15 protein-coding genes are annotated in these 15,161 nt (G+C 48.8%); 12 read left to right on the forward strand and 3 right to left on the reverse strand.

Annotated features, from left to right (window positions below):
• Positions 1 to 38: 38 nt before the first annotated feature.
• From MEALZ_RS07230 to MEALZ_RS07285, 12 genes are all read left to right on the forward strand, one after another.
• Positions 39 to 788, forward strand: a complete 750-nt coding sequence (locus MEALZ_RS07230) for a DUF2231 domain-containing protein (RefSeq protein WP_014147963.1) — start codon at positions 39 to 41, stop codon at positions 786 to 788.
• A gap of 171 nt (positions 789 to 959) precedes the next feature.
• Positions 960 to 1,586 carry a phosphoribosylanthranilate isomerase gene (locus tag MEALZ_RS07235; RefSeq protein WP_014147964.1) on the forward strand — a complete coding sequence of 209 codons (627 nt, stop codon included), beginning with the start codon at positions 960 to 962 and terminating at the stop codon, positions 1,584 to 1,586.
• Between the two features lie 4 nt (positions 1,587 to 1,590).
• Positions 1,591 to 2,793, forward strand: coding sequence for a tryptophan synthase subunit beta (trpB, locus tag MEALZ_RS07240; RefSeq protein WP_014147965.1), 1,203 nt, complete (start codon positions 1,591 to 1,593; stop codon positions 2,791 to 2,793).
• Positions 2,790 to 3,593 (forward strand): tryptophan synthase subunit alpha, encoded by an 804-nt coding sequence (gene trpA / locus MEALZ_RS07245; RefSeq protein WP_014147966.1) that lies wholly within the window; start codon positions 2,790 to 2,792, stop codon positions 3,591 to 3,593. The genes trpB and trpA overlap by 4 nt, the downstream gene beginning before the upstream one ends.
• 36 nt (positions 3,594 to 3,629) lie before the next feature.
• Positions 3,630 to 4,574 carry an acetyl-CoA carboxylase, carboxyltransferase subunit beta gene (gene accD / locus MEALZ_RS07250; protein WP_014147967.1) on the forward strand — a complete coding sequence of 315 codons (945 nt, stop codon included), beginning with the start codon at positions 3,630 to 3,632 and terminating at the stop codon, positions 4,572 to 4,574.
• Positions 4,575 to 4,777: 203 nt separating this feature from the next.
• Positions 4,778 to 6,049 carry a bifunctional tetrahydrofolate synthase/dihydrofolate synthase gene (folC, locus tag MEALZ_RS07255; protein WP_014147968.1) on the forward strand — a complete coding sequence of 424 codons (1,272 nt, stop codon included), beginning with the start codon at positions 4,778 to 4,780 and terminating at the stop codon, positions 6,047 to 6,049.
• A 191-nt stretch (positions 6,050 to 6,240) separates the two neighbouring features.
• Positions 6,241 to 7,239 carry an SPOR domain-containing protein gene (locus tag MEALZ_RS07260; RefSeq protein WP_014147969.1) on the forward strand — a complete coding sequence of 333 codons (999 nt, stop codon included), beginning with the start codon at positions 6,241 to 6,243 and terminating at the stop codon, positions 7,237 to 7,239.
• Positions 7,240 to 7,259: 20 nt separating this feature from the next.
• A complete protein-coding gene (locus MEALZ_RS07265) occupies positions 7,260 to 7,751 on the forward strand; it encodes a CvpA family protein (RefSeq protein WP_046061432.1) in 492 nt (163 codons plus the stop codon).
• A 21-nt stretch (positions 7,752 to 7,772) separates the two neighbouring features.
• The gene (purF, locus tag MEALZ_RS07270) at positions 7,773 to 9,281 is read left to right on the forward strand and encodes an amidophosphoribosyltransferase (protein WP_014147971.1); all 1,509 of its coding nucleotides are present in this window, start codon (positions 7,773 to 7,775) and stop codon (positions 9,279 to 9,281) included.
• Positions 9,282 to 9,337: 56 nt separating this feature from the next.
• Positions 9,338 to 10,528, forward strand: coding sequence for an O-succinylhomoserine sulfhydrylase (locus MEALZ_RS07275; RefSeq protein ID WP_014147972.1), 1,191 nt, complete (start codon positions 9,338 to 9,340; stop codon positions 10,526 to 10,528).
• A gap of 679 nt (positions 10,529 to 11,207) precedes the next feature.
• On the forward strand, positions 11,208 to 11,768 hold the full coding sequence (locus MEALZ_RS07280) for an SRPBCC family protein (protein WP_014147973.1): 561 nt from the start codon (positions 11,208 to 11,210) through the stop codon (positions 11,766 to 11,768).
• An 11-nt stretch (positions 11,769 to 11,779) separates the two neighbouring features.
• Positions 11,780 to 12,742: a YVTN family beta-propeller repeat protein gene (locus MEALZ_RS07285; RefSeq protein WP_014147974.1), complete on the forward strand. Its 963-nt coding sequence runs from the start codon at positions 11,780 to 11,782 to the stop codon at positions 12,740 to 12,742.
• 455 nt (positions 12,743 to 13,197) lie between these two features.
• On the opposite strand, the gene sufT is transcribed toward MEALZ_RS07285, so the two are convergent.
• The 3 genes from sufT to MEALZ_RS07300 are packed head-to-tail and all read right to left on the reverse strand — an operon-like array spanning position 13,198 to position 15,159.
• Entirely contained in the window at positions 13,198 to 13,746 is a 549-nt protein-coding gene (sufT, locus tag MEALZ_RS07290) for a putative Fe-S cluster assembly protein SufT (RefSeq protein ID WP_014147975.1), read from the reverse strand.
• 1 nt (position 13,747) lies between these two features.
• On the reverse strand, positions 13,748 to 14,488 hold the full coding sequence (locus tag MEALZ_RS07295; protein WP_046061433.1) for an SDR family NAD(P)-dependent oxidoreductase: 741 nt from the start codon (positions 14,486 to 14,488) through the stop codon (positions 13,748 to 13,750).
• Positions 14,479 to 15,159: an HAD family hydrolase gene (locus tag MEALZ_RS07300; protein WP_014147977.1), complete on the reverse strand. Its 681-nt coding sequence runs from the start codon at positions 15,157 to 15,159 to the stop codon at positions 14,479 to 14,481. Before MEALZ_RS07300 ends, MEALZ_RS07295 begins: the two co-directional genes overlap by 10 nt.
• Between the last annotated feature and the right edge of the window lie 2 nt (positions 15,160 to 15,161).

The following is a 15,161-nucleotide window of genomic DNA, read 5'->3' on the forward strand; positions in this document are numbered from 1 at the left end:
CATTGTGTTTATTCGAAACTTAACATAGCGTAATTGATGTGAATCACTTTTATTCTTTTCAAATTCATGGCGGCGCCGATCATGGTGGCGGAGTCGCCGATTCTGTCGGGCATTTTTTAGGATTTCTGGAAAGCCTTGCTGCACAAGAGCCTTCGGACATATTTGCGAGTATATTTCCGGGAATCGCTGAATTGGATAATATTCATCCTTTGCTAGTACATTTTCCAATCGCTTTATTGATCGGTTTTTTTATTCTCGACTTATTAGGGACTTTGATTCGTAACCCGGTTTGGCGCAGTGCCGCTTCGGCGATGCTTTATTTTGGGACGATTGGCGCAGCAGTGACTGTTTATACCGGTTTGCAAGCCGGCGAAACGGTTGCGCACGGAGGTAATGTTCATGACATCATGGAAAGGCATGAGCAAATTGGTATTATGGTGTTAAGCTTATCGGCGTTGTTATCGGTTTGGCGTCTGTTGGCCGGCAGTTCGCTTAAAGGTGCGGCTAACGGTTTTTTTCTATTTCTGTCGGCGGGTCTGTCCGTGTTGGTCGTTTTGGGAGCCGATTTAGGCGGATTGATGGTCTATCGTTACGGTGTTGCGGTCGAAGGGGCAATCGATCCTCAAGAAGCCAGTGTGCATGAGCACGGGCAACCGCAAGTCAATGAGCATAGACATGATTCCGGTGGTGAGCCCCCTCACTCTGATTCATCTCAGAGCCATCACCCTAGTGAAAATCATTTACATCCTGACAATCACGAGCACTCCGAATCAAATCATACTCATTAGTCGTTGTATTGCTCATCGGAGAAAAAAATTCGGCCCCTCACCTAGCGTTAGGTGAGGGGCGCTGAGGTCTCTGAATTGGGAATTGCCGTAGGCCATTTTAGCCTTAGCTTAGGGCTTTTGTTTTATGGTATTCTATTCGGCTAAATTTTTTATTAAGTATCTTATCTCTTTATGCGTACTCGCGTTAAAATTTGCGGCTTTACCCGGGTTAATGACGCAGTCCGTGCGGCGCATCTAGGCGTGGATGCGATCGGGTTGGTTTTTTATCCGCCTAGCCCGAGAAATGTTGATATTGATCAGGCGCTTGCGATTGTCGAGGCATTGCCGCCCTTTACCAGTGTTATCGGTTTATTTGTCGACGAGCAAGAGGCGCGTATTCGTGAAGTGTTGAGTCGGGTGCCGATCGACTGTTTGCAATTTCACGGCGATGAGACGCCAGATGCTTGCGAGCTGTACAATAAACCTTATATCAAGGCAATTAGGATGCGGGAAGGCGTTGATATAGCCGATTTGGCTAATCGGTATTCCGGAGCCGCCGGTTTGTTACTCGATGCTTATCATCCGGGAGTGAAAGGCGGTTCTGGAAACCGTTTCGATTGGGATTTGATTCCGCAAGATTGCGCAAAACCGATTATTTTGGCCGGCGGTTTGGAACCCGGCAATGTCAGGCAGGCAATGGAATCGGTCGGCCCTTATGCATTGGACGTCAGCAGCGGCGTAGAGTCGGAAAAAGGTATTAAGGATGCCGGTAAAATGGCGGCATTCGTAAGAATAATTAACGAGGGTAATAGAAGTTAGTAACATGACACAGCATTATAACTTGCCGGACGAGCGCGGACATTTCGGTCCTTATGGCGGAAAATTCGTTGCCGAAACATTAATGGGGCCTATTCAAGAGTTAGAAGAGGCTTATCTGCGCTATATGCAGGATCCTGAATTTTTAACCGAATTAGATGCCGATTTGCAGCATTATGTCGGACGCCCTTCACCGCTTTACCATGCCGAACGCTGGAGTCGGCATTTAGGCGGAGCGCAGCTTTATTTGAAACGAGAAGACCTCAATCATACCGGCGCGCATAAAGTTAATAATACGATCGGACAGGCGTTATTGGCTAAGCGCATGGGAAAAACCCGGATCATCGCTGAAACCGGCGCGGGTCAGCATGGCGTGGCTACAGCTACGGTCGCTGCGAGACTGGGACTCGAGTGCGTTGTTTATATGGGGGCGGTCGATGTCGCGCGACAGTCCTTGAATGTTTACCGAATGAAACTGCTTGGCGCAAAAGTCGTTGCGGTCGAATCGGGTTCGAAGACTTTGAAAGACGCGTTAAACGAAGCGCTCCGTGATTGGGTTACCAATGTCGACAATACATTCTACATTATTGGAACGGTAGCAGGGCCGCATCCTTATCCCGCGATGGTGCGCGATTTTCAAACCGTGATCGGCCGTGAAGCCAAAGAACAATGCTTGACCATGACCGGGCGGTTGCCCGATGCGCTGGTCGCTTGTGTCGGGGGGGGGTCGAACGCGATCGGTTTGTTTTATCCTTTTATCGACGATGCGTCGGTCAAAATGTACGGCGTCGAAGCGGCCGGAGACGGCGTCGAAACCGGACGTCATTCTGCTCCGCTTTGCGCGGGACGTCCGGGAGTTTTGCACGGCAATCGGACTTATTTGATCGAGGACGATGATGGTGAAATCATCGAAACGCATTCAATCTCGGCGGGCTTGGATTATCCCGGCGTCGGACCCGAGCATGCTTGGTTGAAAGACAGCGGGCGCGCCGAATATGTCAATATAACCGATGATGAAGCCTTGAAGGGGTTCCATGATCTAACCGAAATGGAAGGCATTATCCCTGCGCTGGAATCGAGTCATGCGATTGCTTATACGACAAAGCTGGCGCCGACCATGCCCAAAGACAGCATTATTATTATCAATCTTTCCGGTCGTGGCGATAAAGATATCATGACCTTGGCGCAACGCGAGGGAATAGAACTGTGAGCCGTTTAGCCGCAAAATTCGATGAGCTTTCCAAATCAGGCCGTAAGGCTTTAATTCCATTTTTGACGGCCGGCGATCCGCATCCGAATTTTACCGTGCCGATGATGCATGCGATGGTGGAAGCGGGCGTTGATATTATTGAGCTTGGCGTACCGTTTTCCGATCCGATGGCAGACGGGCCGGTTATTCAGAAAGCCAGTGAACGTGCCTTGGCGCATAAAATGAGTTTAAGAAAAGTACTCAATATAGTCGCCGAATTCAGAAGAAAGGATGACCAAACGCCGGTTGTGTTGATGGGCTATTTAAATCCGATCGAGGCAATGGGTTACGAAGACTTTGCCAATGCGGCGCAACGCGTAGAAATCGATGGTGTGCTGACGGTTGATTTGCCGCCTGAGGAGGCCGATTTCTGTGTTTCGTTGCTGAATGAACGCGGTATCGATCCGGTTTTTTTGTTGGCGCCTAATAGTAATGAAGAACGCATTCGTAAAATGGATGCGGCGGGCAGTGGCTATATTTACTACGTTTCACTCAAAGGTGTGACCGGTGCCGGGCACTTGAATACCGCCGATGTCGAGGAAAGGCTGAAGTTAATTCGTGCGAATACTCGATTGCCGATCGGTATCGGCTTCGGTGTCAAGGATGCCGAAACGGCAAAGACAGTGGCTCATTTAGGTGATGGTGTCGTTGTCGGTAGCGCCTTGATCAGTAAAATCGAAGCGAATTTGGATAATCCGGAGCAGGCCTGTTCCGAAATAGTCGATTTACTTAAAGCCATGCGCGCCGCAATGGATGAATAAGTCGTCGATCACATGAGCGAATTCGGAGTTTAAAATATGAGTTGGTTTGAAAAACTGGTCCCCTCAACAATCAGAACAGACGGGACTAACAAGAAAAAAGGCGCTGTGCCAGAGGGCTTATGGACCAAATGTCCGAGTTGTAACGCGATTCTCTATAACAACGAATTGGAACGAAATTCCAGTGTGTGCCCTAAATGCAATCATCACATGCGGATATCGGCAAGAGTACGTTTGGAATTATTTCTCGATGAGCAGGATCAAGAAGAAATCGGTCAACATATCAAACCGACCGACCCGCTTAGATTCAAGGATTCCAAACGCTATAAAGACCGTATCAGCCAAGCGCAAAAACAGACCAAGGAAAGCGATGCCCTCGTAGTGATTAAGGGTAAGCTCAAGAATAAAGATATCGTAGCCGCTGCGTTCGATTTTAGTTTTATGGGCGGTTCGATGGGGTCGGTGGTCGGTGAGCGTTTCGTGCGAGGCGTGAATGAGAGTCTCGAAATGGGTGCGCCGTTCATTGTTTTTACCGCCAGCGGCGGCGCTCGCATGCAGGAATCGTTGTTTTCATTGTTTCAAATGGCGAAAACCAGTGCGGCCTTGACTAGGTTGTCGGAAGCGGGATTGCCGTTTATTTCGTGTATGACCGACCCGACGATGGGCGGTGTTTCCGCAAGTTTGGCGATGCTTGGCGATATTAATGTCGCCGAACCGAATGCCTTAATTGGTTTTGCAGGGCCTCGCGTCATCGAGCAAACCGTTCGAGAAAAGTTGCCGGAAGGTTTTCAACGTAGCGAGTTTTTGCAAGAGCACGGCGCTATCGACATGATTGTCGATAGGCGTGAAATGCGCGATAAAATTGCTGCAATGCTGGCGATTTTGATGGCTTCGCGGATGGAAACGAAAATATGCCCGACTATAGAAGAGCCTCTTATCTTGGCCGAATCCGAGCCTTTGCCTGCCGTTCAGGATTCAGTGTAATTATAATAAATTGGCAGCAATTATAATCGGCAGAATGATTCTACAGTTGCGGTTAGACCACGATAAGCACGAAAGACACAACAAAAATCGGTCCGCGATAGGGCTTAAGTTTGCAGTTATTGGATGTGGCGATCCACGACTGGCTATTACGTTGGCGCTTTCGTGCTTTTTTGTGTTTTCGTGGACCCCATAATTTTTCTGAGATGAAGCATTTCGATACGCTTGAGGGCTGGCTGAAGTGGCAGGAAGGTTTGCATCCGCAAACGATCGATCTAGGCTTGGAGCGAGTGCAGAGCGTATTTCGAGCATTGCAACCGGATTACGATAAACCGACGACGATCACGGTAGCAGGGACCAATGGCAAAGGTTCATGCGTGGCTTTCTTAGAATTCATTTATCGGGCTCAAGGTTATCGAGTCGGTACATATACTTCTCCGCATATTCTAAGTTATAACGAACGTATAAAAATAAACGGCAAACCGGTTAGCAACGATTTGATCTGTTCGGCTTTCGAGCGAATTGAATCGGTTCGAGCCGGTGTATCGTTGAGTTACTTCGAATTCGGTACCTTGGCCGCGCTCGATATTTTTTCCAGGGCTAATCTCGATGTGCAATTGTTGGAGGTAGGTTTGGGCGGGCGTCTTGATGCCGTCAATATTGTGGACCCCGACGTTTCTATTATTTCCAGCATCGGGATCGATCATGCGGACTGGCTCGGCGAAACGCGCGAGCTGATCGGTCGTGAAAAGGCCGGTATTTTTAGAAAGCACGTTCCTGCGATTATCAGCGATCCTGAATCACCTGACTCGATATACGAATATGCAAACGAAATTGAGGCCCCGGCTTTTTTCATCGGGTGCGATTTTGCGTATCGTAAGCAGCCGAAAGGTTGGATATGGTATACACCCGATCGGCAGATCGAAGAATTGCCGGAACCTAATCTCAAAGGCGAGCATCAATATCGAAATGCGGCTGCTGTGGTAATGGCCGTGACCCTAATGTCTTCACGACTGCCGATTAGTGTGGATTCGATAAGGCAGGGCATCGAATCCGTTGAACTAATCGGGCGTTTTCAAATCATTCATGACGAGATACCTGTCCTACTCGATGTCGGGCATAATCCGCAAGCCGTTCAGACCTTGGCCGACTATCTGAGTGATAATTTTTCCGGCAAACGCATTCATGCCGTGTTTACGATGATGAAGGATAAAGATATTCCTGGCGTTATCAGTATCATGAAACCATTGGTTCATCAGTGGTACTTTGTGCCGTTAAAAGACAATCCTCGGTGCGCTTCCGAGGCAATGATGCAAGATTATTTTGAACAGTGCAAAATTACGGCTGTCGATTTCGGTTTTTCAGGATTGCAAGATGCATTGGATAGCGCCAAGACTAAAGCCGGAAAAAACGATTTATTATTGGTTTTCGGTTCTTTCTTTTTAGTATCTGAATATTTAGGAATATGCACAAGATAACTTCTACAAGTAATGCGCTGTGCAGCGGTTCGGTGGCTCGCTTGACAGGACGCTGTAAATGCGTCCATGTAGGCTTGACGGAAGCTACCCCTGCCGCCGATACCTGCCAATCGAGCCGCCGACTCTTCTTCCAACCGTTGTCGAAGTTATTTCATGCTCGTTCTTTAGCTCGTTTAGCTTAGAGGTTAACGATGGACCAGGAATTAAAACAAAGATTGATCGGCGCAGTTGTCATCACCGCGTTGGCCGCTATTTTTGTACCGATGCTGTTTGACGATCCGATTGAGGAGAGCGGTCAATTGGTCAACGAATTAGCCTTGCCTGAGCCGCCAGTGCAGGAATTTGCCAAGACTGCCGAGCGTCTTCCGGACAGCAGTTGGTCTCAATGGGCCGAAGAGTCGGTTGACGAGCCCGAGCCTGATGCCGATGAAGTAGAGGGTTTGACTCCTGAAGAGCTCGAATACATTGGGCCTGTCGATGACGGGTCTGAGCTTAAGCCTATTGATAAGAAAAAATTGCCGGCCTCTTTGACGGAAACGGATAAGCCGGCTGTGATAGCTGAGAAGGCTCCGGTTTCCGAAGTCAGGGTTCCGGAAACGAAAACGGAGTCGGTGGCGGCATTGCCGATTGCGGAACTTGTGACTTGGTATATACAGCCGGGCAGTTTTAGTAAGAAAGATAATGCATTTGCATTGCGCGATAAATTGCGCTCTCAAGGTTTTCCCGCTGCGGTCGAGGAGATCGATATCCGAGGCGGAAAATCCTATCGGGTCTTGGTGGGGCCTGAAACCGATAAAAGCAAAGCCCAGGCGCTTAAAACGCGACTGGATGCCGACAATAATCTCAAGAGTCTGTTATTGTCGGTCAATAAACCCAAGGCCATCGAACCGGCAGCGGCCAGTGCTCAAGTAAGTCAAGCGGCGCCTCAACAAAGCGGTCCGGCTGCAAGCACGGGCCTGGTTAAGTGGTATATACAATTAGGCAGTTTCAGTAAACAGGAAAATGCCGATTCACTCCGTGATAAACTGCGCGCAAAAGGTTTTCCTGCCTTCGTTACCGAAGTCGATACCGCACAAGGTAAGGCGTATCGTCTTCGTGTCGGTCCCGAGCTCGATAAAAAACGGGCTGAAACCCAACTGATGCAATTGGACAGCCAACATAGTCTGAAAGGTTTTCTGGTTTCCGAATGAGCTTTATAGGAGATGCGGATATGATCTGGGTCGATTATGCCATTTTGGGGTTGATTTCCATTTCTTTGGTGATCGGTTTATTTAGAGGCTTTATCGAAGAAGCATTCTCGCTGGTATTGTGGGTCGTCGCGATTTGGCTCGGGTTAACGTTTAGTCGGGAGTTTTCCTCGCTTTTGGAGCCGGTTTTTAGCGTGCCTTCGGCCCGTGTTGCCGCAGCCTTTGCGGCATTGTTTTTTGCCGTGTTGATTGGCGGTGCATTGATCAATTTAATGTTACGAAAATTGGTCAAGCAAACCGGATTGACCGGGTCGGATCGTTTCGCCGGAATGATTTTCGGTATCGCTCGCGGATTGTTGGTCGTCACGGTTTGCATTATGTTGGCCGGTTTGACGCCGCTTCCGGAGGATGCTTGGTGGAAAGAGTCGACTTTGATTCCGCCTTTTCAATCGCTTGCCGTTTGGTTACGGGATCATATCCCGGCAGACGTGGTGAGCTATGTTAATTATCGTTGATTAAAATTTTAGGTTTAAAGCATGTGTGGTATTGCCGGTATTGTTGCTCATAACAACGTTAATCAAGAACTGTATGATGCGTTGACCGTATTGCAGCATAGGGGGCAGGATGCGAGCGGCATCGTGACCTGTGAAAACGGACGTTTGCATTTACGTAAGGATAACGGCTTGGTTCGGGATGTTTTTACGACCAGTCAAATGTTGAAACTCAAGGGTAATATGGGCATCGGTCATGTGCGCTATCCAACCGCCGGATGCACGAGCTCGGCCGAAGCACAGCCTTTTTATGTGAATTCTCCGTTCGGCTTGACGCTGGCTCATAACGGCAATTTAACCAACACCGAAGCGTTGAAGCACGTTTTATTCATCGAAGATCAGCGTCATATCAATACCGACTCCGATTCTGAAGTATTGCTCAATGTGTTTGCGCATGAGTTGCAGCAATTACGTAAGCTGAAATTGACTGTGGAAGATGTGTTTACCGCGGTTTCCAGAGTTCATCAGCGTGTACGCGGCGCTTATGCTGTCGTCGTAATGATAGCGGGCTTCGGTATTCTAGGATTTCGCGACCCGCATGGTATTCGGCCTATTGTATTCGGCGAAAGAAAAACCGATAAAGGCAGCGAATTCATGATCGCTTCCGAAAGCGTCGCGCTGGATGTCTTGGGCTTTGATCTGATTCGGGACATCGAGCCCGGAGAGGCGGTGTTCATCGAGGAATCGGGTGCATTGCATACCAAGCAATGTTCCGATTTCGTCGATCATTGTCCTTGTATGTTCGAATATGTTTATTTTGCTCGACCCGACTCGATCATCGACGATATCCAGGTTTATAAGGCCCGCTTGAGAATGGGTGAAAAATTGGCCGACAAAATTATGCGGATTTGGCCGGATCACGATATCGATGTGGTGATTCCGATTCCTGATACCAGTCGAACCGCGGCATTGCAGCTGGCTAACAAACTTCATGTCAAATATCGGGAAGGTTTTATCAAAAACCGTTATATCGGCCGTACGTTCATCATGCCGGGTCAACAAAAGCGCAAAAAATCGGTTAAGCAAAAGCTCAATGCAATCGATTTGGAATTCGACGGTAAAAATGTTCTGCTAATAGACGACTCTGTCGTCAGAGGAACGACTTCGGAGCAAATCATACAAATGGCCCGTGAAGCCGGTGCTAAAAAAGTTTATTTTGCATCGGCGGCACCGCCGGTCAGATATCCTAATGTCTACGGTATCGATATGCCGGTAGTGGAAGAATTAATTGCGCACGGCCGTACCGAAGACGAGGTTTGTGAAGCGATCGGTGCAGATCGTTTAATTTATCAGGATTTAGAGGACTTGATTGAGGCGGTAAGAAGAGGCAATAGAGATATTCAGCATTTCGATACATCGTGCTTCAGCCGCGAATATATTACCGGCGATATCGACGATGCCTATTTGGAGAATGTTCAAGCCTTGCGTAACGATGACGCTCAGGCAAAAAGAAATTCGGAAAATTTTATTATAGAAATGCAGAATTCAGACTGAGCAAGGTCTATGCTCGAAACTTATAGAAACGTCTCACCGGTTAGAACAGGAGTAACATGAAAGATACCGATTGGAACGATTATTCGCTGGAAACTCAAGCTATTAGAGCGGGGCATCGGCGCACGGGCGAAGCAGAACATAGCATTCCGATATTTATGACTTCCAGTTATGTGTTTGACAGCGCCGAAGAAGCCTCATTGAAGTTTACCGGGCAAATTCCCGGTAATATCTATTCCCGCTTTACCAATCCGACTGTCAATGCATTCCAGGAAAGATTGGCCTGGATGGAAAATGGTGAGCGGTGTCTGGCTTTTGCGTCGGGCATGGCCGCCATTATGGCGGTCGGCATGGGTTTGTTAAAATCGGGCGATCATGTGGTGGTTTCGCGGGGTGTATTCGGCAATACCGTGTTGATGTTTCAAAATTATTTTGCCAAGTTCGGGGTGGAGAGTGATTTTGTCGCCTTAACCGATTTGGCCGCTTGGGAAGCGGCGATCAAACCGAATACCCGTTTTTTGTTTTTGGAGACGCCGTCTAATCCGTTGACTGAAATCGCCGATATTCAAGCGCTTGCCGACTTAGCGCATCGGCATGATTGCTTGCTCATTGTCGACAATTGTTTCTGTACGCCGGCACTGCAAAAACCGCTTGACCTCGGCGCCGATATCATCGTGCATTCGGCGACCAAATATATCGATGGTCATGGCCGTTGTGTCGGCGGAGCAGTTGTCGCTTCCGATGAAATCATCGAAAAAGCTATTTATCCTTATTTGCGCACAGGCGGCGCTACGATGAGTCCTTTTAATGCCTGGGCTTTTCTGTCGGGGCTCGAAACGCTAGCACTGCGGATGGAAAAACATTGCGCCAATGCTTTGGATTTAGCCCGTTGGTTGGAAAGGCAACCGGGAGTTGAAAGGGTTCATTATCCAGGGCTGGTATCGCATCCGCAACATGAGTTGGCAAAGCGTCAGCAAACCGGATTCGGCGGCATCGTTAGTTTCGAATTGAAGGGCGGTAAGGAGCCGGCCTGGAATTTAATCGATTCGACGCGCATGATATCGATTACGGCAAATCTCGGCGATGTCAAAAGCACTATCACGCATCCTGCGACCACCACACACGGGCGCTTGACGCCAGAGGCGCGGGACGCTGCGGGAATCAAGGATGGTTTGGTGCGTATTTCGGTCGGTCTCGAAAACATCGAGGACATCAAAAAAGATTTGTCGGCTGTGAATGCTTTTGTTTAGGATTTCGTAACAAATTATTTTTCGGAGTTATGGCTTTGTAGCGGGTCACTGCTGCCCCCACAATATAGAAATTATTTATCCTTAATTCGGCATTCGCTCCAAGAAATACACTAACGTTCATGAAGGCCTAGCCATCGCCCCGGCAAATGAAAGTTCTCTGGTGGCGGAGGGTGCGGTCACTCGCCCGACAGGACGCCGTGAACCCAGCACCTAAATTATCCAAGATAGTTAACCATAACCAATGGGCTATGGAATTTAGGTGCTGGGTGAATACGTCCATGTAGGCTCGACGGCGGCTCCCTGCCGCCGACGCCTGTCGATCGAGCAACCGCACCCTCTCTGGAACCGGTATTGCCTGCACAGAGTTTTGTATGTCGAAAAATTAGATAAAGTGTCCAAATCTACGAACTTTCACAGTAAAGTATTCATGCGGTTCCATAAATCTTTTTAAGCCCTCATTGGGTGAGCGGCTTGGAACGTATAGTTAATTGAATATTTTCGTGGTTTTCGTGGACAGAATATACTTTTTATAAGTTTATGAACAAATCCTTGGCGCATGAATTCAGGAAAAATTCAGGTGCTTTTTTGCAGTATTAACCCTCGACTCGTTTTTAGCGATCGGTGTTTTGGCATATAATAGCCAGCTATCTTTTCACTTTTCCGCAATAGGAAGTCAATAATGAAAAAATTTACGCTCTTAGTTTCAGCTTTGTTTTTGTTTGCAGCCGGCGCCCATGCTCATGGCCCGGTGCGTCAGAAAGTAAAGCAGGATATCACCATTAATGCACCGGCTGATAAAGTCTGGGCGTTGATTAAAAATTTCGACGATATGTCATGGTTGCCGGCAGTGGCCAGCACAACAGGTGAGGGCGGCAACAAAAAAGGCGCGACCCGTGTTTTAACGCTAAAAGACGGGGGGACTATAAAAGAAGAATTGAAAAAGCATGACGATAAAAAGATGAGTTATGCTTATAAAATCAAAGATATGAGTGCTGCAAAAACCATAACGCATTCCGGCCAAGACGAAGAGGTGCCGGTATTGCCGGTCAGTAACTATGCTGCAAGCATCGACGTCAAGGCTAAAGGCGATAAAACGCAGGTAATCTGGAAAGCCGGTTACTACCGCGCATACATGAACAACAACCCACCGGATGAAATGAACGAAGAAGCGGCCAACACTGCCGTTAACGCGATTTTTAAAGAAGGTTTGGAAAACCTGAAAGCCTTAGCCGAAAAATAAGGTTATTTGCAGTGTTTTTAACGCATGTCAATAACGCGGCGACTTTGGTCGCCGCGTTTTTTTTATCCCTGCCATTGGCCGCCGCGCCGCGCGCCTATATCACCAATCAACTTGGCGATAGCGTATCGGTTATCGACACTGTGTCAAATACGGTTATCGAAACTATCGAGGTACCCGGCAAACCGGCAGGTATCGCAGTTGCGCCGGACGGTAGCCGTGTCTATGTCACGACGCCGAAATCGGGCGAAGTAGCCGTGATCGATACCGTGAGCAACAAATTGATCGCTCAGGTTCCGGTCAGTGCCGGCGCATTGGGCATCACGACGGACCGGGCCGGCAAGACGATCTTCATCGCCGACTGGTACAAAAACATCGTATCGGTAGTCGATGCCGAAAGCCTGGAAGTTAAGAAAACGATTCCGGTCGGACAATCGCCGTCCGGTCTTGCGGTAAGTCCCGATAACCGCTGGCTCTATGTCGCGAACCGGCTGGATAATTCGGTGTCTCAGATCGATCTTGAAACGCTGCGTATCCGCAACACGACCAAGGTCGGCGAACATCCGTTCGGTTTAACGATCGATAGCCGAGGCGAGAAGATCTATGTCGCGAACGTCGAAAGTGACGATGTGACGGTCTTGAGTCGCGATCATCTGAAAAGAATCGGCACTGTCAAGGTCAAGATGCTGCCATATGCCGCTTCTCTGGCACAAAACGATAGCTTGTTGTTCGTGACCAATCAGGACGACGGTACCGTATCGGTGATCGATACTGAAACGTTACAAGAAAAGGCCGTAATCAGTGTTGGCGATAAACCCGAAGGTATAGACACGCTGCCAGGGGGACGTTTTGTCTATGTCGCGAATTGGTTCGATGACAATGTATCGGTCATTGATGCGTTGAGTCTTGAAGTGATCGATACGATCGAAACAGGCGGCGGCAGCCGCGCCTTCGGTCAGTTTATCGTAGGCGATTGACTTAAAGTGCCTCGCGCAGCGCCTCTACGTGAGAGTCGTGAAAAATAATTTCCTGGGGCTATGAGTATTGTAGCGGATTCGGTAACTCGCTTGACAGGACGCCGTGAACCCAGCACCTAAATTATCCAAGATAGTTAACCATAACCAATGGGCTATGGAATTTAGGTGCTGGGTGAATACGTCCATGTAGGCTTGACGGCGGCTTTCCCTGCCGCTGACACCTGTCAATCGAGCAACCGAACCTGCTTACCGTGCATTAAAAACAGGGAAGTTATTTATACCGAATTCTAAGAATAAAAGGCATGGGATGAGTCTATCGAGGTCCGCCGTTCATCCAGCACCTAAATTTCATAGGTCTTTGGCAATGATTCAAAACCATGGCTTATTTAGGTGCTGGGCCTTTGACGGACATCCCGGTGCCGAATTTTGATCTGCGATGGGTATAATAATTTCGCTCAAAACAAGCCGAGTTGCACTTGCGCGACTTCCGACATCATGTGTCTCGACCAGGGCGGATCGAGTACGACTTCAACATTGACCCTTTCGACGCCGGGCAGTGCGCGTATCGCTTTTTCGACATCGCTTTGAATGACGGGACCCATGCCGCAACCGGGTGCGGTCAACGTCATTTGTATGTCGACCCTGTTTTTGCCTTCCCCGGTCGGTGTGACCACGCAATTATAAACCAGTCCCAAATCAACGATGTTAACGGGGATTTCCGGGTCATAGACCGTTTTCATGACCTCCCAACAGTTTTTCTCGACTGCGTCAGGATCCGTGTCGCGGACTAAGGTGTGGAGCTCGTGAGGCTCTTTGCCCAATGCGTCGGCATCGGCGCTGTTGATGCGAACCATGTGTCCGTAATCGGTGACAACCGTGTAGTTGTTACCGAGCGATTGATGAATCGTGACGACGGTGCCTTTATTTAAGGTGCCGTTATTGCCGTCGGGAATCGTGACGATATTGACATCCCGCGTTAAAACGATGCTTTCTCTTTCAGCCATGCTAATTCGTTGGTTGTTGCTTAAAGGTTTGCGCGTCGATGATGCGACCGGTAAGACCGATACTGTCGGCGCTGAAAAGATAGGTATAAATCTCATTTAATGAGGACATTGCCGGTAGCAGGCTTTTATCCTCGGCCGGGTAGGCTTTTTTTCGAAATGGCGAATCGATAGGTCCCGGAATCAAGGTATTAACCCTGATTTTTCCTTCCGACTCCAATTCTTCCGCCAGTATCTTGGCCAAGCCCTCCAGCGCGATTTTCGATACGCCGTAAGACGCCGAATAGGCCTGGCCGGTTCTCGCCTTGGAATCGGATGTAAATACAATGGCGGCGGAATCGCTTTTTTGCATGACCGGTAACAAGACTTTACATAATATAAAGGGCGCATTTAGATTAACATTCAACGAATGCCCCCAGTCTTTGGTTTTATGCAAGACTAAAGGCTCGAATGCACTGAATTCGACAGCCGAATGCAGCAAGCCGTCCAGCGAGCCGTATTTTGCTTCGATCCGGTCGGCGAGTTCCTGGTAATCGTTTTCGTTTGCGCCGGCTAAGTCAAAAGGGTACATGATCGGTTCCGGTGCGCCGGCAGCGACGATCTTGTCGTAAACCGATTCCAGTTTAGTGATGATTTTGTCCAGTAAAATAACCTGAGCGCCTTGTTTGGCGAGAGCCAAGGCAGCCGTACCGCCAAGGCCACCGCCCGCGCCGGTGATCAGAATGACCTTTCCTGTTAATTGCATAATGTTGACTTTATCCATGAATCGATTTGGCGGGGATGATCGATCAAGGCATCGGCGCCCCAATTCTCGGGAACATCCTCCGGCTTTAAATAGCCGTATAACGCGGCCAAGGTTTTCATGCCGACATTTTTTCCGGCCTCGATATCGTGTCTCGCATCGCCGATATAAACGCATTCGTGTGGCTTTACTTCGGCCAGTCGGCAGCCTTCCAGCATCGGTTCGGGGTGCGGTTTGCTGTTGCCGGTGCTATCGCCGCTGACGATACAGGCTGCTCGTTGCGTCAGGTCGAGTGCTTGCATCAGCGGATCGGTGTAGCGTTTAAGCTTATTGGTCACGACGCCCCATTTAAGACCTTGTGACTCGATGGCTTCGAGTAATTGCGGCATGCCGTCGAAAAAAACCGTGAATTCGGCGATATTGTCTTGATATCGGTCGAGCATTGTTTTCAGAACCGCCTGCCGAATTTCATCATGGACGGTATCGCCAATGCTGGCTTTAACCATCGCTGCGGCGCCATATGAGATATAGGGCTTAACCGATTCGTTAGGGATATTTACAAAGCCGTGTTCAAGCAAGGCGTGATTCAGGCAGGCAATTAGGTCCGGAGCGGTGTCGACAAGTGTTCCGTCGAGATCGAATAGCACGCAAGAAAGCTTAAAATCGCAGACCATAG

It is taken from the genome of Methylotuvimicrobium alcaliphilum 20Z (assembly GCF_000968535.2).
Taxonomy (GTDB): domain Bacteria; phylum Pseudomonadota; class Gammaproteobacteria; order Methylococcales; family Methylomonadaceae; genus Methylotuvimicrobium; species Methylotuvimicrobium alcaliphilum.